At 41.3% G+C, this 23870-nt stretch carries 26 protein-coding genes and 1 pseudogene; 1 reads left to right on the top strand and 26 read right to left on the bottom strand.

Features of this window, described 5'->3' with window-relative positions:
- The 16 genes and pseudogenes from N5909_RS05075 to N5909_RS05000 form a co-directional block, all read right to left on the bottom strand.
- A pseudogene (locus N5909_RS05075) lies at positions 1-922 on the bottom strand (cell wall anchor protein); the annotation flags it as partial.
- An 18-nt stretch (positions 923-940) separates the two neighbouring features.
- On the bottom strand, positions 941-1723 hold the full coding sequence (locus N5909_RS05070; RefSeq protein WP_033681023.1) for an LPXTG cell wall anchor domain-containing protein: 783 nt from the start codon (positions 1721-1723) through the stop codon (positions 941-943).
- Positions 1724-1741: 18 nt separating this feature from the next.
- Positions 1742-2044 carry a hypothetical protein gene (locus N5909_RS05065; RefSeq protein WP_033681022.1) on the bottom strand — a complete coding sequence of 101 codons (303 nt, stop codon included), beginning with the start codon at positions 2042-2044 and terminating at the stop codon, positions 1742-1744.
- 290 nt (positions 2045-2334) lie between these two features.
- The gene (locus N5909_RS05060; protein ID WP_033681021.1) at positions 2335-2550 is read right to left on the bottom strand and encodes a helix-turn-helix transcriptional regulator; all 216 of its coding nucleotides are present in this window, start codon (positions 2548-2550) and stop codon (positions 2335-2337) included.
- A gap of 2 nt (positions 2551-2552) precedes the next feature.
- Complete coding sequence (locus tag N5909_RS05055) at positions 2553-2687, bottom strand: hypothetical protein (RefSeq protein WP_265182510.1); 135 nt, start codon at positions 2685-2687, stop codon at positions 2553-2555.
- 22 nt (positions 2688-2709) lie between these two features.
- Entirely contained in the window at positions 2710-2976 is a 267-nt protein-coding gene (locus N5909_RS05050) for a hypothetical protein (protein ID WP_033681019.1), read from the bottom strand.
- Positions 2977-2980: 4 nt separating this feature from the next.
- The gene (locus N5909_RS05045) at positions 2981-3148 is read right to left on the bottom strand and encodes a hypothetical protein (RefSeq protein WP_000910110.1); all 168 of its coding nucleotides are present in this window, start codon (positions 3146-3148) and stop codon (positions 2981-2983) included.
- Positions 3142-4266: a replication initiator protein A gene (locus N5909_RS05040; protein ID WP_033681018.1), complete on the bottom strand. Its 1125-nt coding sequence runs from the start codon at positions 4264-4266 to the stop codon at positions 3142-3144. The genes N5909_RS05045 and N5909_RS05040 overlap by 7 nt, the downstream gene beginning before the upstream one ends.
- Complete coding sequence (locus N5909_RS05035; protein ID WP_009729741.1) at positions 4266-4448, bottom strand: hypothetical protein; 183 nt, start codon at positions 4446-4448, stop codon at positions 4266-4268. The genes N5909_RS05040 and N5909_RS05035 overlap by 1 nt, the downstream gene beginning before the upstream one ends.
- 123 nt (positions 4449-4571) lie before the next feature.
- On the bottom strand, positions 4572-4940 hold the full coding sequence (locus N5909_RS05030; RefSeq protein ID WP_033681017.1) for a hypothetical protein: 369 nt from the start codon (positions 4938-4940) through the stop codon (positions 4572-4574).
- A 120-nt stretch (positions 4941-5060) separates the two neighbouring features.
- On the bottom strand, positions 5061-5735 hold the full coding sequence (locus tag N5909_RS05025) for a LiaF transmembrane domain-containing protein (RefSeq protein ID WP_033682352.1): 675 nt from the start codon (positions 5733-5735) through the stop codon (positions 5061-5063).
- Between the two features lie 4 nt (positions 5736-5739).
- Positions 5740-6186, bottom strand: coding sequence for a LytTR family DNA-binding domain-containing protein (locus N5909_RS05020; protein WP_000776607.1), 447 nt, complete (start codon positions 6184-6186; stop codon positions 5740-5742).
- Positions 6187-6299: 113 nt separating this feature from the next.
- Positions 6300-6803 carry a phosphatase PAP2 family protein gene (locus N5909_RS05015; protein WP_271630901.1) on the bottom strand — a complete coding sequence of 168 codons (504 nt, stop codon included), beginning with the start codon at positions 6801-6803 and terminating at the stop codon, positions 6300-6302.
- Between the two features lie 95 nt (positions 6804-6898).
- Entirely contained in the window at positions 6899-8659 is a 1761-nt protein-coding gene (locus N5909_RS05010) for an ABC transporter ATP-binding protein (RefSeq protein ID WP_271630899.1), read from the bottom strand.
- Positions 8649-10418 (bottom strand): ABC transporter ATP-binding protein, encoded by a 1770-nt coding sequence (locus N5909_RS05005; protein WP_271630898.1) that lies wholly within the window; start codon positions 10416-10418, stop codon positions 8649-8651. Before N5909_RS05005 ends, N5909_RS05010 begins: the two co-directional genes overlap by 11 nt.
- Positions 10393-10863, bottom strand: coding sequence for a MarR family winged helix-turn-helix transcriptional regulator (locus N5909_RS05000; protein WP_271630897.1), 471 nt, complete (start codon positions 10861-10863; stop codon positions 10393-10395). Before N5909_RS05000 ends, N5909_RS05005 begins: the two co-directional genes overlap by 26 nt.
- 214 nt (positions 10864-11077) lie before the next feature.
- Here N5909_RS05000 and N5909_RS04995 point away from each other — a divergent pair, with 214 nt between their 5' ends.
- Entirely contained in the window at positions 11078-11719 is a 642-nt protein-coding gene (locus N5909_RS04995; protein ID WP_080977851.1) for a DUF308 domain-containing protein, read from the top strand.
- 55 nt (positions 11720-11774) lie between these two features.
- On the opposite strand, the gene N5909_RS04990 is transcribed toward N5909_RS04995, so the two are convergent.
- The 10 genes from N5909_RS04990 to rpoC form a co-directional block, all read right to left on the bottom strand.
- Complete coding sequence (locus tag N5909_RS04990; protein ID WP_000532893.1) at positions 11775-12491, bottom strand: YebC/PmpR family DNA-binding transcriptional regulator; 717 nt, start codon at positions 12489-12491, stop codon at positions 11775-11777.
- Between the two features lie 96 nt (positions 12492-12587).
- Positions 12588-13958, bottom strand: coding sequence for an MATE family efflux transporter (locus N5909_RS04985; protein WP_271630896.1), 1371 nt, complete (start codon positions 13956-13958; stop codon positions 12588-12590).
- Positions 13959-14072: 114 nt separating this feature from the next.
- Positions 14073-15227 carry a recombinase RecA gene (gene recA, locus N5909_RS04980; RefSeq protein WP_271630895.1) on the bottom strand — a complete coding sequence of 385 codons (1155 nt, stop codon included), beginning with the start codon at positions 15225-15227 and terminating at the stop codon, positions 14073-14075.
- 54 nt (positions 15228-15281) lie between these two features.
- Positions 15282-16538 carry a competence/damage-inducible protein A gene (locus N5909_RS04975; protein WP_020901873.1) on the bottom strand — a complete coding sequence of 419 codons (1257 nt, stop codon included), beginning with the start codon at positions 16536-16538 and terminating at the stop codon, positions 15282-15284.
- Between the two features lie 67 nt (positions 16539-16605).
- The gene (brpA, locus tag N5909_RS04970; protein WP_020901872.1) at positions 16606-17643 is read right to left on the bottom strand and encodes a biofilm formation/cell division transcriptional regulator BrpA; all 1038 of its coding nucleotides are present in this window, start codon (positions 17641-17643) and stop codon (positions 16606-16608) included.
- Positions 17644-17650: 7 nt separating this feature from the next.
- Positions 17651-18169, bottom strand: a complete 519-nt coding sequence (locus N5909_RS04965; RefSeq protein ID WP_120719124.1) for a GNAT family N-acetyltransferase — start codon at positions 18167-18169, stop codon at positions 17651-17653.
- Positions 18159-18602, bottom strand: a complete 444-nt coding sequence (gene tsaE, locus N5909_RS04960; RefSeq protein ID WP_020901871.1) for a tRNA (adenosine(37)-N6)-threonylcarbamoyltransferase complex ATPase subunit type 1 TsaE — start codon at positions 18600-18602, stop codon at positions 18159-18161. Before tsaE ends, N5909_RS04965 begins: the two co-directional genes overlap by 11 nt.
- Before the next feature lie 94 nt (positions 18603-18696).
- Positions 18697-19329, bottom strand: a complete 633-nt coding sequence (locus tag N5909_RS04955; RefSeq protein WP_235223466.1) for a competence protein — start codon at positions 19327-19329, stop codon at positions 18697-18699.
- 114 nt (positions 19330-19443) lie between these two features.
- Positions 19444-19881, bottom strand: coding sequence for a nucleoside-diphosphate kinase (ndk, locus tag N5909_RS04950; protein WP_031237659.1), 438 nt, complete (start codon positions 19879-19881; stop codon positions 19444-19446).
- Between the two features lie 305 nt (positions 19882-20186).
- Positions 20187-23864, bottom strand: a complete 3678-nt coding sequence (gene rpoC / locus N5909_RS04945) for a DNA-directed RNA polymerase subunit beta' (protein WP_000228746.1) — start codon at positions 23862-23864, stop codon at positions 20187-20189.
- Positions 23865-23870 lie beyond the last annotated feature (6 nt).

Genomic DNA, 23870 nt, shown 5'->3' with positions numbered 1-23870 from the left:
TGTCAGAGTGCAAACCAATATAATCTTTTACAGCAGTTAGACCGTCAATACCTTCAAATGAAGCTGTTAGGTTGCTGTAATACCCAACGCTACCACGCTTGCTGTTGTCGTAATCACCATAAACCTTGATATGAGGTTTTTCAGCTTTTACCCCCTTCTTAGCAAGTTCTGCTTTTTTCTTGTTGTACTCAGCAAGATCGCTTTCATATTTTGCTTGTTTTTTGTCATAATCAGCTTTTAAATCAGCGTTGTCCTTTTCAACCTTTTCATTGTAGGCTTTTTGATCTGCTACGTTTTTATTGTAGGCTTTTTGATCTGCTACGTTTTTATTGTAGGTAGCTTCTTTTTTAGCATTGTCTGCAAGAATAGCTTTATTTTCGGCTTTGGTATCAGCTTCTTTTTTAGCATTGTCTGCAAGAATAGCTTTATTTTCGGCTTCAATACGATTGACTTCTGCTTTATGATCCGTTACAGCTTTGTCATACGCTTCTTGTTTAGCCTTGTTTTCTTTTTCAATTACTTCACGTTCTTTAGTAGTTTTATCTACCTTAGAAGAATAATCATCAGTCACAGTTTTGACATCTTTTTCCTGTTTAGCATAATCAGCTTCAATTTCTTTTTGCTTTTCTGCTACTGTTTCAGAGGTTGCAACACCTTTGTCCTGAACAGCTCCAACTTCAACCTTTACACCTGCGTTTTTAGCTTCTGCTACAGCTTTGTCAAGCTTGTCATGAGAAATAGGAACTTCTACTTCTGTTTTCTTTTCTACAGCAACAGGCTTAGCAGTTGAAACTTCATCAGCCGATACAGTACCATTAAACGCCATACCTAACATAGCAAGCGCCAAGATTACTCCACAAGCTCCTGCAACTTTTGTTTTACGGATTGAACCATAAGCCTTATATTCATTTGATTTTAACATTTTTCTTTTCTCCTTTAATTAAAATAATTTCTTCTTGTAGAAGTAGCCAACCGCTGTCAACAACATTCCACCGATTGCAGCTAGAAAACTTTGTTCTGTTCCTGTGTTTGGAAGTGTTTTAAGTTTGCCTTCTTTATCAGTAACAGAGATAGTCTTATCTTCGTTGACAGTACCACCGACCTCTTCAGGAGCAACCACTGAACCATCTGAAAGAACGACGTTTCCGTCTTGGGTGCTAACAATTGACGCACCTGTATTTGTTTCAACAGGAGCTTTTGTCACATCATGAACTACTTGACCTGTTGCGGTTGAAGTCGTCCCAATTTGTGATTTTCCTTGTTCATTGGCCTCATCTGTTGTTTTTGGCTTTTCAGCTTTTGGCAATTCAGGTTGGACTTCTGGGGTGCCTTTGTTGGTTACTACCGCTTCAGAGAGCTCTGGTTGAATTGCAGGTTCACCTTTGTCACTTACTACCGCTTCAGAGAGCTCTGGTTGAATTGCAGGTTCACCTTTGTCACTTACTACTGCTTCAGAGAGCTCTGGTTGAATTGCAGGTTCACCTTTATCTGTAGTTGATGATGTATCTGGAGTTGTTGGATCAACTGGAGTAACTGAAGGTTCTGTTGGCTGAACTGCTGGAGCTTCTGTTTCTGTTGAAGCGCTAGGCGTTGTTGGCGTAACTACTTCTGTTGTTGGAGCTGAAGAGTCAATTGGTGCAAGTTCATCTGCTGATACATAACCAGCTTGTGCTAGTGCGATAGTTGAAAGTGCTAGTGTAGCTAATACTTGTTTCTTATTCATTTTCATTTTTCCTTTTCTTTATTTATTTTTCGGGTTATAACCTTTTCCAGTTAAACGAAGCTCCATTCCTGATGGTGTCTTAACTTTTCGAGCTATAACTTGAGCATCTCTCTTAATAGTGCGAATTTGATCATAAACCTTTTTATAAGGCAAATGAAATTCAACATCCCTTAAAAGGCCGTCTACATATCCTCTAGCCTGTTTGACTGCATAGTCTGGCTTCAGGATAAGGTCTGTACCGTCCTCTAAGCGAGCTGTCGCACCTCCTTGTTTTCCTAAAACTTTTAAGTCCTTTAGGCGGACGGTTATTTCATCTGTCATAGATTTCTCCTTGAAGTTGAAAGGCGAAAATTACGCCGTGCTGTGTAAAAACGTATTTTTACATCGGTATTTTATTCGCTGGGTTTATAGTCTAGGAACCCTTACTCCTTCAGCTTATGACCAGTGTCATGCTTTTTCGTTCAGTGGCTGGACTAGATATCCTTTTCTAGTTTGCTACTCGCCCCCGTTTCTTTTTTATCCATAGCCACGCTGTATCAGGGCAAGCCTTGTATTCAGTTTTCAAAGGTCTGTAGTTTAATGACTTCTCGGTCAATATAGATTTATCTGTACTAGGTTTGGTCCGATTCTGATCCTAACAGGTAGTCAATGGTTACCCCGAAATATTCTGCCACATTTTTGGCATTCTCCAGACTTATCTGACTATACCCTGTTTCCCAGTTAGATATGGTGTTGCGAAACACCCCTATCTGATCAGCCAAGGCTTGTTGTGATAATTTGGCTTTTTTTCGTAATTCTCTGATACGATTTTGTGTTTGTTTACTCACATCTACTTGTCTCCTTCATTATTTAAACTTGATGGTATTTCATCATCCATCAGAGGAGCATTCTTCAGCTCCAGCATGACAAGCCCTATTCCATAAGCTAAGATCAATAGTAAAGCCATTGTAACTAGTTTAAACATTACTATCCTCCTGATATCTTCCTTATTTTGTCCGATAAGTTATCTTCTTCACCCATCGAGGATTGATAGAAAACGGCGGAGTCGCTGATGGAAAATTCATACTCGCTCCTGTTCCAAATGAACTTGATACCAATTTTTCTAGTTCCTCTAAGTTGGAAGTGACGGAAATACTGTCTACCGTTTTATCAAAATACTCTACAATCATTTCAATCTCTTGAACTGGTTGAGAAGGTGTAGCCTTCACAGCTTGTAATCTGTTCATTCTCTCTTGGTTATTAAACAATCCCATGAAATCAATCCTCTTTCTGTTGCCATGATGAGAAAATTTGGCTGAGTTTCTCAGCTCTTTCTTTTTTCGGTAAATCAAAAACAGCTTTAGGAACCATGTAGATTTTCTCCTTCGGGCTACGACCTATCGTTAGCACTTTACCATCAATTGGTCTAAATTCATCTTTTAACATGTTTCAACTCCCTTAGACAATTCTGATAAATAGCTATTGAGTTTCGTCTCCGACAGTTTATCTGGATAATAGTATGCAATAAGACTAGGACACTCAGCAGGGGATTTTCTAGCATATTCACTTTGTCCTGATACCTCCATAAAGCCCTGTTCTTTTTCAATGAGTAAAGCCATCTTCCAAAAACGAATCATCATTTTGTAGAAGTAGGCTGGGACATTCTGGATTGATTTTCCTTCAGCCTCTCCTGTTTTAATTTTGAAAATCAATTTATCAAGCTCACGTTCAAGATCTTGCAGCCAAACCTCTCCATAAATTTCCTGACCAGCTAAGAGGTTGTTGTAATTCTTCTCAACTTGACGTTTCGATTGATAGATTTTATTTTCAAGAATTTTTGCATCTTTCCCAAACAAACTGAGTTTCTGAACTAGTTGAGTAGAAAGAAAACCATGTTGCCCCATTTTAAATGCTTCAGAGATTGATAAATCAGAAAGAGATGATTCGCTCTTGTATCGATTAGTATCGTAAAGAGTATCAATCTTACTCTTCTCTGTATTTATTCCGTCCGATTCGTGGACGTTTTGAAGTCCATTTTGCGGACGTCCGTTTTTGATACTTTCGCTATTACCAATGCTTTGGGGTACTTTTTCATATAGAACTTTACCAAAGGCATTAACCCTCTTCAGTAACTCACCATCAGCTGAATAGTGCTCCACTATTTCTAAATTAGCATCGACTAGCTGAAGATAAAGTCTATTCGGCTTATTGAGTCCCTGCCTAACTTCTCGTAAGAGACCATGTTCTTGTAGTTCTTTCTTGATCTTAGTAACCTTCATCTTTCCCTTATCCAATAGCAGCATCAGGTCAGAAACTGTAAAAATTAGAAAGACCGCTCCATTTTCATCAACGTAATCTCTATTTCCCTTCTGGAATGAACTGATACTTAATTTACAGCGATTATAAAGAGCGCCATAAGCTAACTTAGCATCAGATGAAAGACCCGTGTAAGAACTAGTCAATTTGACATAGCCGTTCTCATTGTGTTGAATACGGGTGAAAAAGATTTCTGGAATTTGATAAAAAGTTAGAGTGGCTAGTTGGTCAATCGTGATATCTGCCATTAGTAGCCTCCTACAACTTGTAATCTCAAGCCACCAGCTTCAGGAAAATAGACAAGATGAGTTTGTTCTAACTCTTCAATAGCTGCAATAGCACGGCTTTTAGTCCATCCCATTGTATTCATCAAATCTAAAATCATTACGTCTCTAGTCAACCTTGAGACCTTTGTTTGGTGTTGTTTCATAGGTAATCCTTTCTTGTCACAAACTAGTGTTAATTCACAGCTATATCATAATGGATAATGAGAAAATCTGTTTTAAAGGGACAATCAAATAAATTATAGAATCAAGGTATATAATTTATTTCCCTAAATATACCCCATCAATTCTGGATTAAACTCCAGAGTCAACCACAAGGCTTCATCCTGAGTCAATTGGCTAGTTTGTCCCCAAGTTCCATCTCTAGCTCTTCTGGAGTAAGGATAAGTGCCAAGCTCAATTCTAGGACATAATTCATGAATAACATCATCTTTCATAACTTCCCAAAGTAGACTAGAGGGCTTATAATAATAACCGTTTCCAAGCCAAACTCTATCGAGGTCATCGTATGGAGATACCTTTTCTTCAGAATTTCCTTCAGGGATACAATCAACCATATTTTCATTCTTATCAAGATCTATTACATCGAAAATTTCTAAGGAATCAATATCCATAACAATTTCAATATTATCTGACATTTTTTCTCCTTTCCTTAATTTTTGGCAACGAAAAAAGAGAGCGATTTTCTCACTCTCTCAAGTTATATGATATTTAATTTTTCACTTTCCCAAAACTCTAGACACTTAGGGAAGATTTTTTTATTTGACGTAGACAACACCAAGTTTACCAAAAGCCACTTCCCCGCGAATAATCAAGGTTTTGCTTGTTGGCGCTACAGGAGCGTCTGCCTTGGCTGCACCAAAGGATGTTTCTACTTTCAAATCGACACGCCAGTGTTGTGGAACATAGACGGTTGCATTTCCGAAAGCCACTTCGATATTTAAAGTTGCAAAATCACCTAACATCTCTGCATTGTCATAGTAGATTTTTGCATTTCCAAAAGCAACTTCTACTTGGTCTTCTACAAGATCTTGATCTTGTTTATAGAAAGTCCCACTTCCAAAAGCAACTTCCTTATCTGTTAGAATGGTCTTTTCCCCATCATACCACCATTTTTTCCCGTTCCAAAACTTACTTGAGTGAGTGAGATAGCCAACACCTAGCACTGCTAAGATACTAGCCCAAAATAGAGACTGATTTGGGATAGGCAAAATGTTATAAAAATGATTTGCAATCATTAAGGCTACTAGAGCTGTAAAAACTGCTGATGTCAGGTGACGACGAAGCAAAGCCTCAACTGATTGGTAGGCAAAAAATCCAATACCAATCAAAGGCCAAATGTGCCCTCCCAGAGAAGGGATTCCAAAATTTCCTTGTAATAATATTAAAGCCGCCAATACTAGCAACACAATACCAAATGCTTTCTTTTTCATCTTCTTACCTCATGTTTCTTAGATTTTCTTTTAGGAGGGATTGATAGTGCCGCGACACGTGAACCTCCTTGTGGGTCTGATAAAAGGAAATAGTTCCTGTCCCTGAAAAGGACTTGTCAACCGAGTAAACCTGACGGATATTTGCAATAGTCGACTTGGATACCCGACTAAAATAGCGAGGAAGGATAGACTCTAACTCATAGAGTTTGAGCCGAACCTCGTAGGCATCTTTCTGGGTATGGGCGTAAATCTTGCTACCTTCCGTCTCAAAGAAGAGAATTTCCGATAAGTCCAGATAATATTCACCTGTCCCCTTGTAAAAAATCAACCGAGGAGACTTGGATTCTTGCAAGAGGCGCTGTAAATCCGCAATCTCATCTGTCAAAGCCGCTGCCTTGATGACAATTTCAGTTTCCTCTAAATTGCTGTCAATTTCGATTCGTAACTTCATTCCATCTCCTTTCTGACTCTACTATATCAAAGCCAAAATAAGAAAACAAGAGCAAAAAAGCAAGTGGTTACTTTAGACCCGTAAGTGGTTGTAAGGCTACCTTAACTTACAGGTCAACATAGAAAGAAAATCACACCCCACACAAGACCGCAAATATAACCAACCACTACATCCTTGGGATAATGCACGCCACCTAAGACTCTCACTAGACCGAGGAGAGCTGATAAGACCAATAAGATAATCCCTAGAGATAAACTAGCATGAAGGCAAGCCATGGAGATAATGGTTGCCGAAAAGACATGACGACTGGGCATAGACTGACCAGGACTATCTCTGTCAAGCAGAGGTTTAATATCCCATTCCTCATAAGGTCTAGGGGCATTGACTTTCTTACGAAGAAAGGACAAAATCACAAAACCTGACGCAGGGACAAACACATAGATCCAGACCTGTTTCCCAAGTCCTTCTTGGAAGTAGGTAGTGGCTAATAAGGTTAGATAAACTATAGGCATAACTACTGTCATGAAGCGATTAAAAGTTCTTAACAAGCTCAGAAGAAAGGGCTCATTTTTAATCTTACCAGCAATGTGGTCATACCATTCTTGATAATTTTTCATATATTTTCTCATCACTTACTCAAATTTTGCTTATAGGGAAGCACTTGTCTTCTAGTATAGTGCAGAAAAAGAAGGCCGTCAAGCCTTCTTTGGGTTTATTCTTCTGCTTCGTCTTCTGTAAACTGACTGTTGTAGAGGTCAGCGTAGAAACCAGCTTGTGCCATCAGCTCATCATGATTTCCTTGCTCGATGATATTTCCATCTTTCATAACCAGAATCAAATCAGCATTACGGATGGTTGACAAGCGGTGGGCGATGACAAAGGAAGTTCTGCCTTCCATCAAACGGTCCATGGCTTTTTGGATCAATTCCTCTGTACGGGTATCAACCGAAGAAGTCGCCTCATCTAGGATTAGGAGTGGCGCATCTTTCAGCAAAGCACGAGCGATCGTCAAGAGTTGTTTTTGTCCGACAGACAAGGTTACCGTATCGTCCAAGACGGTATCGTAACCATCTGGTAGGGTCATGATAAAGTGGTGAATCCCTACAGCCTTGCTAGCTTCAATCACGCGCTCATCACTAATCCCCTTTTGGTTATAGATGAGATTGTCTCGGATAGTGCCTTCAAAGAGCCAAGTGTCCTGCAAGACCATTGAAAAGGCATCATGCACTTCCGAACGCTTCATCTCCTTGGTATCGATACCATCAATACGGATGCTTCCCTTATCAATCTCATAGAACTTCATCAAAAGATTGACAATGGTTGTCTTACCGGCTCCAGTCGGTCCGACAATAGCAACCTTTTGACCTGCATGAGCGGTCGCAGAAAAGTCATGGATAATGGTTCGATCTGGTGTGTAGCCAAAGGAAACTCGATCAAAGACCACTTGACCTTTCATATCGCTCAACTGACTTTCTTTATGAGATTCATCTTCCATTTCCTCTTCAGCTAAGAATTCGAAGACACGTCCCATGGCTGCGCTAGCCTGCTGAAGGCTGGTAATCCCTTGAGCAATTTGGGAAAGGGGCTGAGAAAAGATACGAACGTAGGCCATAAAGGCAACGATAATCCCGATACTAATCTGCCCATCCAGAGCTAAGGCAGCACCAACGATAATCACTAAGGCATAGCTAAAGTTCCCAATAAACATCATAATCGGCATCATAATCCCTGAAATAAACTGAGATTTCCAGATACTGTCATATAGACGATGGTTTAATGTCGCAAACTCTTCTTTCGTGCTCTCGATAGCATTGTAGCTAGTCACCACATTATGACCAGAGTACATTTCTTCCACATAACCATTTACAGCTGCCAAATCCTGTTGCTGACTCTTAAAAAATCCCTGTGATTTGCCCATAAAGACAGACACGAAAGCAAAACCAATAAGAGTTGAAACAACCGTCACCAAAGCTAAAATCCAGTTCATGCCAAACATGGTTACTAAGACCGCCACGACCAGTAAACTAGATGAGAGAACTGTTCCTAGACTTTGATTGAGGGACTGAGCTGCAGTGTCAACGTCATTGGTTACACGAGACAAGGTATCCCCTTGAGAGTGTCCATCAAAATATCTCAATGGTAGGCGATTAATTTTATCTGCAATAGCTGTTCTCAAACGCTCTGAAAAACGTTGAATGGCTGTTGTAAACAGGAAGGCCTGCAAATAATTTGATAGAAGTCCGATCACATAAATCACGGCCAAAAAACCACCAATAGCTGCAACCGCCACGACATCCACACTTGTTTCCAGACCACTGGCAATAATATTAGTCATTTCCTTGATGCGGGTTGGACCATATACAGTAATGATATTGGATACGATTGTTGCTAGAAAGGCTATCAGAAGGGCAAACTGGAGGCCTGCAAGATAGGGTTTACTCTGTTTCCAGAGAGACATTTTCTTATTTTCCATGTTCCAATTCCTCCTTCGATAGTTGTGAATAGGCAATTTCTTGGTAAACTTCGTTATTAGCTAGAAGTTCCTTGTGGGTGCCTTGTCCCACGACTTTACCTTGATCCAAGACCAAAATCAAATCTGCATCCATAATCGTTGAAATACGCTGTGCTACAACGAGCTTGGTCATAGACTTGGTTTTTTCAGCTAACTCTTGGCGTAGAACTCGGTCTGTCTTGTAATCCAAGGCTGAGAAGGAGTCATCAAAGATGAGGATTTCTGGCTTCCGAGCCAAGGCACGCGCAATTGCCAGACGCTGTCTTTGACCACCTGAGAAGTTGGTTCCTCCTTGGGCCACTTCTGACGCTAAGCCCGCTTCCTTGTCTTCGATAAAGCTCTTAGACTGGGCCAATTCCAAAGCTTGCCACATAGCCTGATTACTAAGCGGTGTTTCTTGACTCTGTCCAAAGTCTAAATTGTCCTTGACATCACCTGAAAAGAGAACCGCTTTCTGGGGAATATAACCAACCTTGTTGCGCAAATCTTCTAGAGCATAGTCTTGAACATTGACACCGTCCACCAGAATTTCTCCTGCTGACACATCGTAGAAACGTGGAATCAGATTAACTAGAGTTGATTTACCAGAACCTGTTGACCCAATAAAGGCCACTGTTTGACCAGCTTCTGCTCTAAAGCTAACATGCTCGATAACTGCCTCCGAATTTGCCGCATAGCGGAAGGTCACATCCTTAAATTCGACCTGACCTTTGAGGTTTTCATCAGCCAGCTGCACTTGAGCAGGGTTTTGAATAGAAGAATGCAAATCTAAAACTTGATTAATCCGCTTAGCAGAGACCATAGTTCGGGGAAGAACGATGAAGAGTGCTCCCATGAGAAGGAAGCCCATGACAACCTGCATAGCATAAGACATGAAAACAATCATGTCACTAAAGAGAGGCAGACGCGCTATCGGAGCAGCGTCGTTAATCACATAGGCCCCAATCCAGTAAATCGCCACACTCAAACCACTTGAAATCCCCATCATGATAGGGTTCAAAATAGCCATAAGACGGTTGACAAACAAATTCAAGCGTGTCAATTCATCATTTGCTGCAGCAAATTTTTTATTTTGGTAATCCTCTGCATTGTAGGCACGAACAACACGAATACCTGTTAAACTTTCACGAGTGATACTGTTCAGTTTATCAGTCAGACTTTGAATCAAGGATTGTTTTGGAAAGGCTAACGTCATCAAAACGGTCGTCATCAAAACATTGACAATCACTGCCACAAGTACGGCCCAGAGCCAGTATTCTGAATGTCCTAAAATCTTCCCGATGGCCCAGATAGCCATAATCGGACCACGCGTAACCACTTGCAAGCCCATAGTAATCAACATCTGAACCTGAGTAATATCATTGGTAGTACGAGTTAGAAGACTGGGAATAGAGAATTTCTTAATCTCTGTCTGCGAGTAATCCAAAACTCGGTTAAAAATATCACTTCTCAATCTACTAGTATAAGAAGCAGCTACTCTGGACGCAAAAAATCCAACTGCAACTGCGGACAAGAAGGCAAGAAAGGACATTCCCACCATCATACCTGCTGGTTGCCATAACTCATCTAAATTAGTTCCTTGACTACCTAGCAAATCCGTAATTTTCGAGATATAGGTCGGCACTTCCAGCTCTAGATAGACCGAAAAGCAAGTAAAGAGAATGGATAGTAAAATCATCCCCCATTCTTTTCTACTAATTCGTTTGGCTAATTTCTTCATTCTCTCCTCCTATTCCCTTGATATTTTCCTGTAGTTGACCGAGAACTTTCTCAAAAATCAGTAATTCATCTTCATCAATGCCTTCCATCAACTGCTTGTCTATTCGTTTAAAAAAGGCCTTAATCTCTTGCATTTGAGAACGCGATTTGTCTGTCAGACGAACAAACTTAGCCCGCTTATCGACAGAACTCGCCTCCAATTCCACCAAACCATTTTGCACCATACGCTTAACTAGATTACTAGCAACAGACTTGCTAATATTGAGTTCCTTCTCAATATCTTTAATCAAGACCAAGTCTTGGTTTTCCCTACGGCTATCCAAAAAACGCAACACCTGACCTTGCGGTCCACCCATAAATTCAATACCACAACGTTTTGCTTCCCTTTGTACCATCAGATGAATCTGATGACTAAAACGCTTAAAGACCAACATCGGTTTATCCATAATTGCTCCTTTCTAACCCTTGTATTTAGTTCTCCTAGGAACTAAATAAGTTTTCATGAGAACTATTTTACCATTTTCAGAAAAGATGTCAAGAAAAAAGTTTTCATGAGAACTATCTTAGTTTAAATTGACATTAGGCAATATCTTTTATATAATAAGCGCTAACTACTGTGGATAGAAATCCATTCACTCAATGAAGGGAGAAAACTTTCAAATGAAACCAGAAGAAGAAAGAGTTTTAGGAATCTTAGCAACCATTTTTGGAGCCATCGCACTTTTAGGATCCTGGATCCCGTTTATTAACTATCTATCGTTGTTCATCGCCATCGTCGCATTTATCTTGGGGATTATTGGCCTTATCGTCAACCTCAAAAAACGGAAAACAATGGCTATTATCGGAACATCCCTGGCAGTTGCCTCTGTTGTACTTTTCTTTACGACTCAGGCACTATACGCTGATGTCTACAAAGAGTATGCCAAGGAGTTTAACCGTTCCTACATGGATACGAGTGCCTCAATGGAACGCGAAGAAAAAAGCGGCTTGACAGACGATACCTTCGCATGGACCCAAGAACAGTTCGATGCCTTAATCGAAGGTGACCCTGACAACAAAGGAAAAGGTGGTACCACCTACGAGGATATTATCAACAAACACGGAAAGCCAGATTCCGATTTTGACTTCACTCTTGGGGATTACAATACGAAAAAAATCACCTATATCTCTATTGGAGACAAGACTAAGACTGTTACCTTAACTTTTGCAAAAGATGACAATGGACAGCTCTTGCTCGTCCAAAAACATGCAGTCGGTCTAGGTCTAGAAAAAAGCAAGCAACAAAACGATTCTGAAACCTGAGTCTAAGTTCAAATATCAAAAAAACGAACAGCTATTAAAACTGTTCGTTTTTCTATTAGAATCCATCTACGTTTGTGTAGATTTTTTGTACGTCTTCGTCGTCTTCAAGAACGCTGTAAAGTTTTTCAAAGGTTTCAAGGTCATCCCCTGACAATTCTACTTCTGACTGAGGAATCATTTCAAGTTCAGTAACTTGGAATTCTTCAATACCAGACTCACGAAGGGCAACAATAGCCTTGTGAAGGTCTGTTGGAGCTGTGTAAACAGTGATTGTTCCTTCTTCTGCTTCTACATCATCCACATCCACATCTGCTTCAAGCAATTGCTCAAAGACTGCATCGGCATCTTCACCTGCAAATACGATAACTCCCTTGTTGTCAAAGAGGTATGAAACTGAACCTGAAGCACCCATGTTTCCGCCGTTTTTACCAAAGGCTGCACGGACATTGGCCGCTGTACGGTTGACATTTGAAGTCAAAGTATCAACGATTAGCATAGAACCATTTGGTCCAAAACCTTCGTAACGTCCTTCTGTAAAGGTTTCATCTGTGTTTCCTTTTGCTTTATCAATCGCTTTATCGATAACGTGTTTTGGCACTTGGGCTTGTTTAGCACGGTCGATAACGAATTTCAAAGCAGTGTTCGATTCTGGGTCTGGATCACCTTTTTTAGCTGCTACATAGATTTCTACACCAAATTTTGCATATACTTTAGAGTTAGCTCCATCTTTAGCCGTTTTCTTGGCTACGATATTGGCCCATTTACGTCCCATTAGGAATCTCCTTTTTTCACATTTTAATCTTTCTTATTATAACACAAGTTTTTTCGATTTTCACTAGAGGAAATAGATTTTATTCAGTAAATCAAGCTATGATGACACTTTTGTTGCCAAGATTTCCTTGCCTTCTTTTATCAAGGGGTGACGAAACAGTGAGAAATACAGTTGGATAGTCATGGCAACCCAGATAAGGGGTTCGCAAAGGATAACTCCCTTATAGCCTGCCCAAGGAATAATCAAAACCACAAAAGCGATTTTCCCGATTAGTTCTATAAAGCTAGAAACTAGAGGAAGGATCTTTTGCCCCAAACCCTGCAAACAATTGCGATAAATCAATAAGAGACTCAAAATAGGATAAAAGGCTGAACTGATTTGCAGATAGAGACTTCCATTTTCTACCAAGTAGCTATCCGTCGAACTAGCCAAGAAGGAAACCAAGGCTGGACTGGCAAAAAAGAGGAAGATACAAACAAAAACTGCCCAGGATATACTTAAACGACTGCCGATTCGAAGACCTTGAACAATGCGATCTGGTCGCTTAGCACCTAAATTCTGAGAAGCAAAGGTCGTCATCGAAGCGGAAATAGCGGTCATAGGAAGAAGGGCAAAGGCCATAATGCGTCGAGCCGCCGTCTGGGCACTAATAATCACTGCACCAAATGTATTAACTGAAGACTGTAAAATCACACTGCCGATGGACACAATGGAACTCATCAAGCCCATAGCCAAACCTTGCTCCAAGAGATCCGCGTACAAGGCCTTATCCCATTTGAAGTGCTTGAGTTGAGGCAAAAGTTCTGGCACACTCTTACGGATATAATAAAAGCAGAGAACCGCTGATAAACCTTGCGAAATGATGGTAGCAAGTCCCGCGGATTGAACTCCCAGATGCAATTGCGTAATGAAATAGAGATCCAGAACCACATTAACCAAGGCAGAAAAAATCAAAAATCCAAGGGCAGCTAAACTGTCCCCAATAGACCGCAACAAGCCTGCAAAAAGATTATAAGCAAAGCTTACACCAACACAGGTCACAATCATAGAAATATATTGATAGGACTGAGAAAGAATTTCTGCAGGGGTATCCAAGTACTGTAAAAGTGGATACAGTCCCAGAAAACCCATCAGCATGACCACAATACTCAAAAGAGCACCTAAAATCCAGGTGGCTGCTACTGCTTCCTTGATTTTAATGAAATTCCGAGCCCCATAATAGCGAGCAATGACAATCCCCATGCCATTGCCAACACCAAGAGTAAAACCTACGATCAAGTCAAAAATCGCTGTCGTCGCCCCTACTGCCGCCAAGGATTCTTGACCAAGGAAACGCCCTACAATCAAAACATCAGCAGTGTTATAGAGCTGTTGAAAAATATTAGACAGCAAGATTGGGAAGGCGAAGCTTAAGAGCGAGGGAAGAATCGGACCATGTATCAGGTCCACTGTTCGTTTTTTATTCATAAGGCTATTATATCAGCTTTCTAGAGGAGCGACAAGAAACAGCAAACTATGCGTGAGCTGAAAACCAGAACAAGGCAACAAAAAAGCAGCGGATTTCTCCACTACTTTAACAGCTTATTCTTCAATTTCGATTTCAAGTTCATCGCCTAGGTCAAGAGTTACTTCTTCATTCACAGAGTCTGCTTGGACCGCCTCATCTTTTTTGCTTTCAGCAACTTCTTCTCCATCAATCAAACCAAATTGAACACGGACTTGATGGTCAATCTCATCAAAGATTTCTGGGTTATCTGCCAAGTATTTCTTAGCATTTTCAGAACCTTGCCCGATTTTCTCATCCTTGTATGAGTACCAAGCTCCTGCTTTTTTGATGATATCCAAATCGCTTGCAATCTTCAAAAGCTCACCGGTCTTAGAAATCCCTTCTCCGTACATGATTTCAACAAAGGCTTCCTTAAATGGTGGAGCCACCTTGTTTTTCACGACCTTGATCTTGGTTTCTTTACCGACATTGGTATCTTTTTGGTCACCAGTTCCCTTGATTTGCGTGCTTCCACGGACATCCAAACGGACTGATGCGTAGAATTTCAGAGCACGTCCACCAGGAGTTGTTTCTGGATTTCCAAACATCACCCCAACTTTTTCACGCAATTGGTTGATAAAGATGGCAATTGTTTTGGTTTTATTGATAGAAGCACCCAATTTACGCATGGCCTGGCTCATCATACGAGCCTGCAAACCAACGTGGCTATCTCCGATATCTCCATCAATTTCCGCACGAGGCACAAGGGCCGCAACTGAGTCGACTACGACAAGGTCAACTGCACCTGAGTCAATCAATTTTCCTGCAATCTCAAGACCTTGCTCTCCTGAGTCTGGTTGTGACAAGAGCAATTCGTCAATGTTGACACCAAGGGCCGCAGCATAAGCTGGATCGAGGGCATGCTCCGCATCGATAAAGGCTGCAATACCACCCTCTTTTTGCGCTTGTGCAACTGCATGAAGGGCAACCGTCGTCTTACCAGATGACTCTGGCCCATAGATTTCAATGATACGTCCCTTAGGATAACCACCTGAGCCAAGGGCAATGTCAAGAGCCAAGGAACCTGAGCTCATCACTTGCACCTTTTGCTCGGCACGTTCACCCAAACGCATGATTGATCCTTTACCAAAGTCTTTCTCAATCAATTTAAGAGCGTCATTCAAGGCTTTTTCACGTTCTGCCCCGAATTTTTTTGAAATTTCATCTAATTTTTTTGGTTTTTTCGCCATTCTATTCTCCTACATTCTAATGGTCCTTAGACCTATCTACTATTATATCAAAAGTTAGTCACTTAATAAAGCCTTGCGAACTAGGTTAAAGGCATGCATAACTGCAATATGACGTACATCTGCTCGACTTCTGCCTCCGATATTGACCTTTATGACCTCAGTTCCATGCTCTTGAGCTAAGCCTATGAAGACTGTCCCAGCTGGGTGCCCTTCTAGGCTATCTGGTCCTGCCACTCCAGTCAAACTAAGGCCAAAATCTGACTGGGTCTTGCTTCGCGCCTGCTCAGCCATCTTCTGAGCTGTAAATTCAGACACCACACCCTGTTCTTCCAAATCCTTGACAGGAATATCCAACATTTTTGATTTTTCCTCCAAGCTATAGGTCACAAAACCACCCTTAAATATACTTGAAGCACCCGAAAAATCCGCTACGGTAGCTTGGAAAAGACCTGCCGTCAAGCTCTCTGCAGCCGTGATAGTTTTCCCTTGTTTTTTCAGTTCTTCTACCACAATGCTGGCCAAACTAGCCTCCTCTCCATAACCATAACAGAGGTCTCGTAAAGAAATTCCTTCGAAAGTCTGGCGACCTAAGATTTGATGTTCCAAGATATGCAGCGCTTGATTCGCCTCTTCTTGGTTGCTAGCTTTTGTTGACAGACGCAAGGTTACCTCGCCTGTCTTTGCATAAGGTGCCAAGGTCGGATCTGTTTGATTATCAATCAAATCAGACAAAATCGTAACCAACTGACTTTCGCCAATCCCAAAGAAACGAAGAACTCGGGAATATAGCTTACTCCCTGTCATCAACTTAGGTAGAAGTTGGTTTAAGACCATAGGTTTCAATTCACTTGGTGGACCTGGAAGTACAACGTAGGTCACTCCATTGACTTCTAACATTCCTCCCACAGCCAGTCCTGTTTCGTTTGGTAGTGGAGTCGCCCCTTCTACAATTTGAGCTTGTCTTTCGTTATTCGGTGTTCGGGCATAGTCTGGTCTCTGGGCGAAAAAGACATCCAACTTCTCCTGGGCCTGAGAATCAAAGACTAATTCTTTCCCTAAGAATTTAGCTAAGGTTTGTTTGGTCAAATCGTCCTCAGTTGGCCCCAAACCACCTGTCAAAATCACCAGACTGCTACGTTTATTGGCAATTTCGAGCAAAGACAAGAGACGAGCTTCATTGTCTCCTACAGCCGTCTGAAAATAGACGTCTACTCCAATCTCTGCTAGTTTTTCCGATAAAAACTGGGCATTGGTATTGACAATCTGTCCTGTCAAAATCTCTGTTCCAACAGCAATGATTTCTGCTTTCATGTTTCCTCCTACCTATCTATTCGTATTTTTTTGAAAAAATCGCAGGAAATTTCCCACGATTTCATTATTAATTTTGTTCTATTTCTACACTTGAAGCATTCGTTGGTGTAGCAGTTCTTCCAAGAGTTGCTTCGTATAACACAGCATTGGTTTCTACTTCAGTTACTTCCTCTTTACCTAGTGAACGACGTAAGAGATTTTGCATTTCTAACATATGCTCAGTTGTAACAATCTGGTAAGAAATGCCCTGCAGTTCAGCATCTTCTCCTCGCAATTGATGTGTTTCAATATTCTTGAAGGAATCTTGATAACCAAGTAATTGTGGAATACTTTTCGCTGATAAATCAATGTTGGTCTGCATATTGGTACTTAGGGCTTTTAAGATAGACTGATAGTGACTAACACTATTCAAGCTAAGAACTTTTTCAACAACCTTTTGAATGACTTCACGCTGACGCTTCTGACGTCCGTAGTCCCCTTCTGGATCTTGGTAGCGCATGCGAGAATAAACAAGAGCTTCTTCACCATTTAGAGTTTGCTGCCCAACACCAATAGAAATGGTATTAAATTCCTCTTGGTCACTAATAGAAATTGGGAAACCTAGCGTGTTATTGACAGTTATACCGCCCACTGCATCGACTAATTGTTGCAACCCCTGCATATTCACCATAACGTAACGATCGATATGAATATTCATCATTTTCTGGATAGTTGAGATTGCCAATTCCGCACCACCACCAGCGTAGGCGGCATTTAGTTTAGCTTCCTCAACACTACCATCTTTATGCTGAATTTTAGTCAAGATATCACGTTCCAAACTTAACATCGTTGTCTTTTTCGTGTGCGGATTAACCGTCAAGAGAATCATGGAATCACTATTTCCCTCCCAAGGGTCAGTTCGTTCCACATTTCCAGTATCAACCCCCATTAAAAGGATTGTTAAGGGTTCAGTAGCCTCAATAACATTGGTTTCTTCACCAATTTTTTTATAAGTTCTTGATAAAGTTTCTGTACCTTGTTGATAAATGGTATAAGCAAAAACACCCACACCCAAAACTGTCACAGCTAGAAAAGCTAGCACCATTCCAATAATTTTTTTAACCATATTTCTATCAATCTATCAGTCTACCCATCAGGTAAACATCTATAAATTTCCCTTCTTCTATGTACGCACCGCGCTCTTGTCTACCTTCAATTACAAAACCTTGCTTTTGATATAAATGAACTGCAGCCTGATTACGAGTTTGGACAGTGAGTTGAAGTCTACGAAGAATGCCACTAGCCTGTGCCCATTCTACGACTTCTTCAAGTAACAAACTCCCCAGTCCATTATTCCAATACTTCTTACCAATCACAATAAAGAGATCTCCAATGTGACGAACTCTCTTACGTTGATCAGCTGTGATATTTACAAAGCCAGCAATTTCATCATTCAGCAAGGCTAGTAAAGTGATTTGATTTTCTGAATGAGCCTGTTTATCCAAAAACAACTCCATCTCAGTATCTGTCATCAAAATGCCATTCCTGTCCAGACTGGTAAAATCTGTTTCTACACTGACACGATTTAAAAATGTCACTAACTCAGCAGCATCATCAGATTCTGCTTCTCTAATGAGCAATTCATACTCCATGCTGAAGCTCCTCTAAAAGCTTTTCTGCACGCAAACCCTTTGCTTGGAAATGTAATCTGCGACCGTCTCCTTCTTTTAGAATTTCCAATTCTAAATAAGTATCTGGCAGGGCATCACCTAAGAGATTTCCCCACTCGATGACAGTCACCCCGCCACCAAAGAGAAACTCATCCAAATCAATAGAATCAGCATCCCCCTCTATACGATAAACATCTAAATGATAAAGAGGAAGACGACCTTCATACTCCCTCACAATAGTATAGGTTGGACTCTTAATCATCTGAGAAATATGTAATCCTTTAGCAAGGCCTTTTGTAAAGGTCGTTTTGCCGGCTCCAAGTTCTCCACTCAGAATTAAAACATCATTCTTTTCTAATAAACAGCCCAAACGCTCACCCAAGGACTGTAATTCTTCTTCACTTTTAGAGTACATGTTTCTATTATACCAAAAACTTGTTCTTTGTCTAGGTATTATCTATGAATTCTATATTATGAATTAAAAACTTGAACCAGTCCTTGTTATAATCTTAAAATAGGAACAGTAAAAAGACAACTAATAAGATATCTCTCATCAGGTGGCTATAAAATGAGACTTCCCAGCGAATGACTTTTGGCACCAACAGTCCTAGAAATAGCATTCCCAAGGCAATATAAAAGGTCATGGATAATAACATCCAAGGATTTCTGAGAAAGATTAGAATAGCTAGTCCACTAATAAAACACATTTCCTTCTTACCCAAAATCTTTTTCAATCCATTTACATACTTCTGAATCGGCAGAAAAACTAACAAATCAATACCAAATAAGAAAAAGAAACTCGGTAAAAAGTATTCCACAAACCCTTCTACGGATATTTTTCCTGTAAGGATATGGTCTATGACAATTAAGACTAAACCCAAAATATTTACTAAGAGCAATAGGCTATACAAGAATTGTTGCTTATCTTCTTTAAAAACTGAATAATGTTGATTTCCCTGCCCCCTATAATAGTTTAGCCCTGCACCAATACTGGCAAGAAGCAACATACCAACTAAATAATAGAAGCAGTTTTGATCTAACACCAAAGACCAAGTCGATAAACTTAAACAAGAACAGCTACTGATACCAAAAATCGTAAACAATAACAAAACACGAATTTGCTTTTTCATTTTTTCCATCATTCTTCCTCCCTTACTTGTTCTTATTATAGGCTAGAAAGCCTCACCATTGCTAGAATATTTCTCAACTGTCAGTTTTCTACTCTAAAATGCAAAAAAATTTGATGCAGGTAACCCTTACATCAAACTTTTGCTATTTTTCTCAAACCAAAGAGCAATTTCTCGCTTAGCTGACTCTTCTGAATCTGAACCATGTACAACATTTTGAATAGCTTGATTTTCACTAGCAGCTTTTGCAAAATCACCTCGAATAGTGCCTGGTAAAGCTTCTTCTGGACGAGTCGCACCCATCATAGTCCGCCAAGTTTCGATTACTTTGGGACCAGAAATGATACCCACAAGAACCGGTCCTGAAGTCATGAATTCACGAATCGGCGGGTAAAAACTTTGGCCAACCAAGTCCTGATAGTGCTGGTCAATCAAGTCTTCTGAAACCTTTGAACGTAACTCCAATTTTTCAATTGTCAATCCACGTTGTTCGATGCGTTTCAATACTTCGCCCACTAATCCTCTTTTTACACCGTCTGGTTTAATGATAAAAAATGTTTGTTCCATACCTGTCTCCTTTGTCAGCTTCTTTCTTTTATACTCTTCGAAAATCTCTTCAAACCACGTCAACGTCGCCTTGCCGTAGGTATAGTTACTGACTTCGTCAGTTCTATCCACAACCTCAAAACAGTGTTTTGAGCTGACTTCGTCAGTTCTATCTACAACCTCAAAGCAGTGCTTTGAGCAACCTGCGGCTAGTTTCCTAGTTTGCTCTTTGATTTTCATTGAGTATTATTTTACCATATTTCATGGAAAAATGGAGAAAGTTTTCAGAAAAGAGAAAGAGAACCCGAAGGCTCTCTTATTCTCTTTTATTCTACTGTTTCTTCCACAGTTTCAACGGCAGTATCCACAACTACTTCTGTTGTTTCTTCATTTCCTTCTTCCTCTACTGGAGGATTAAGGTATTCTTCTTCGTTGATAGCGTGTGGTTCAAGGTTACGGTAACGGGCCATACCAGTACCTGCTGGGATGATCTTACCGATGATAACATTTTCTTTAAGTCCAAGGAGATGGTCTTTCTTACCACGGATAGCCGCGTCAGTAAGGACACGAGTTGTTTCCTGGAAGGAAGCCGCTGACAAGAAACTGTTGGTTTCAAGTGAGGCTTTGGTAATTCCCATAAGGACTGGACGACCTGTCGCTGGAACTCCACCTGCGATAAGGACATCTTTGTTGGCATCTGTAAAGTCATTGATATCCATGAGGGTACCCATGAGAAGATCTGTGTCACCTGGATCCATGACACGGACTTTACGGATCATTTGTCGAACCATTACCTCGATGTGTTTGTCGCCGATTTCTACCCCTTGGCTACGGTAAACTTTTTGTACTTCACCGAGAAGGTAAGTTTCAACTGACAAGACATCGCGAACTGCAAGGAGACGTTTTGGTTGGATAGAACCTTCTGTCAGAGCAGCACCACGCGCTACTTGGTCCCCAACTTCGACACGCATACGAGCTGTAAATGGAACGACATATTCACCTTCGCCAGTTTCACCCTTAACAAAGACTTTCTTAGTACGAGTTGAAGCATCTTCTTCAATAGCAGTAACTTGTCCTTTAACCTCTGTGATAACCGCTTCCCCTTTAGGATTGCGGGCTTCAAAGATTTCTTGGACACGAGGAAGACCCTGAGTGATATCGGTATTTGAGGCAACCCCACCCGTGTGGAAGGTACGCATTGTAAGCTGTGTACCAGGTTCCCCGATAGATTGGGCAGCGATTGTACCAACTGCTTCACCAACTTCAACCGCATCACCAGTTGCCAAGTTGATACCGTAACAGTGACGGCAGACACCGTGACGAGTGTTACATGTAAATACAGAGCGGATAGTCACTTCTTCCACACCAGCATTGACAATTTCACGCGCCTTGTCTTCTGTAATCAACTCATTTGGACCAATGATAACTGCACCAGTTTCTGGATGTTTAACAGTTTTCTTAGTGTAACGACCGTTGAGACGTTCTTCAAGAGACTCGATCATCTCTTTTCCTTCTGCGATAGAGCGGATCAAGAGACCACGGTCTGTTCCACAGTCGTCCTCACGAATGATAACGTCTTGGGCAACGTCAACCAAACGACGAGTCAAGTAACCTGAGTCGGCTGTCTTAAGTGCCGTATCGGTCATACCTTTACGGGCACCGTGAGTTGAGAAGAACATTTCGAGTACTGACAAACCTTCACGGAAGTTTGAAAGGATTGGCAATTCCATGATACGTCCGTTCGGAGCCGCCATCAGACCACGCATACCGGCAAGCTGTGAGAAGTTTGAGATATTACCACGGGCTCCAGAGTCCATCATCATAACGATTGGATTCTTAGGATCTTGGTTGGCAATCAAACGTTTCTCAAGTTTTTCACGGGCAGCACGCCATTCAGCTGTAACAGCATTGTAACGCTCGTCGTCTGTGATCATACCACGACGGAATTGTTTGGTAATTTGTTCTACACGTTTGTGTGATTCTTCAATGATTTCAGCCTTGTCATCAACGACTGGGATATCGGCAATACCCACTGTCAATCCTGCAAGAGTTGAGTGGTGGTAACCGAGGTTCTTCATGCGGTCAAGTAGGGCAGAAGTTTCTGTCGTACGGAAACGTTTGAAGATTTCAGCGATGATATTTCCAAGATTTTTCTTCTTGAATGGAGGGTTGAGTTCAAGATTGCTGATTGCTTCCTTGATATCTCCACCAAGTGGCAAGAAGTATTTAGCTGGAACGCCTTCTGTCAAGTTGGCATTGTTTGGTTCTTGCAAGTATGGTAGACCCTCTGGCATGATGTCGTTGAAGAGGATTTTACCAACTGTTGTAAGCAAGACCTTGTGTTTTTGCTCTTCTGTCCATGGTTTGTTGAGACTGTCTGTTGCAATACCTACACGTGAGTGGAGGTGAACATAGCCATTACGGTAAGCCATAACCGCTTCGTCACGGTCTTTGAAGACCATTCCTTCACCTTCACGACCAGCTTCTTCCATGGTCAAGTAGTAGTTACCCAAAACCATGTCCTGAGATGGAGTAACAACTGGTTTACCATCTTTCGGATTCAAGATGTGCTCAGCAGCGAGCATCAAGATACGAGCTTCTGCTTGGGCTTCTTCTGAAAGTGGTACGTGGATGGCCATTTGGTCCCCGTCAAAGTCAGCATTGTAGGCTTCACAGACAAGTGGGTGCAAGCGAAGGGCCTTACCATCAATCAAGACTGGCTCGAAGGCTTGGATACCCAAACGGTGAAGGGTCGGTGCGCGGTTCAAAAGCACTGGGTGTTCTTTGATTACTTCTTCAAGAATATCCCAGATACGCTCATCTCCACGTTCCACTAAACGTTTAGCCGCTTTGACGTTTTGCACGATATCACGGGCAACGATTTCACGCATAACAAATGGTTTAAAGAGCTCGATCGCCATTTCACGTGGCACACCACATTGGTACATCTTAAGAGTTGGACCAACGGCGATAACGGAACGTCCTGAGAAGTCAACACGTTTACCGAGCAAGTTTTGACGGAAGCGTCCTTGTTTACCTTTAAGCATGTGGCTCAATGATTTCAGTGGACGGCTACCTGGTCCTGTGATTGGACGACCACGACGACCATTGTCAATCAAAGCGTCAACCGCTTCTTGAAGCATACGCTTCTCATTTTGAACGATGATACCTGGTGCATTCAACTCAAGCAAACGAGCCAAACGGTTGTTACGGTTGATAACACGGCGGTAAAGGTCGTTCAAGTCAGATGAGGCAAAACGGCCACCATCCAACTGCAACATTGGACGAAGATCTGGTGGGATAACTGGAAGGATGTTGAGAATCATCCATTCAGGTTTGTTTCCAGACTTGTAAAAGGCATCCAACACATCCAAACGACGGATGGCTTTTACACGTTTTTGTCCAGTCGCTGTTTTCAATTCTTCTTTGAGTTCAGCAATTTCTTTTTCAAGATCTACTTGTTTTAAAAGGTCTTGGATGGCTTCGGCCCCCATCTTGGCAACGAATGATCCATAACCATACTCACGCAAGCGCTCACGGTATTCGCGCTCTGTCATGATAGACTTGTGCTCAAGTGGTGTATCCTTAGGATCAATCACCACATAAGCCGCAAAGTAGATAACTTCCTCGAGGGCACGAGGGCTCATATCAAGGGTCAAGCCCATACGGCTTGGAATTCCCTTGAAGTACCAGATGTGAGATACAGGAGCTTTCAACTCGATGTGCCCCATACGCTCACGACGAACTTTCGTACGCGTCACTTCAACCCCACAGCGGTCACAAACAATCCCTCTGTAACGAATGCGTTTGTACTTACCACAAGCACATTCCCAGTCTTTTGTAGGTCCAAAGATAACTTCATCAAAGAGACCTTCACGTTCTGGTTTCAAGGTGCGGTAATTGATTGTTTCAGGTTTTTTGACTTCTCCATAAGACCATGAACGGACTTTACTTGGAGAAGCTAGGGTGATTTGCATACTTTTAAAACGATTTACATCAACCACTATTTC

This window comes from Streptococcus gwangjuensis (assembly GCF_028156745.1).
Classification (GTDB): domain Bacteria; phylum Bacillota; class Bacilli; order Lactobacillales; family Streptococcaceae; genus Streptococcus; species Streptococcus gwangjuense_A.
The sequence above is the reverse complement of the archived record's forward strand: the minus strand, read 5'-3'. Positions and strand labels throughout refer to the sequence as shown.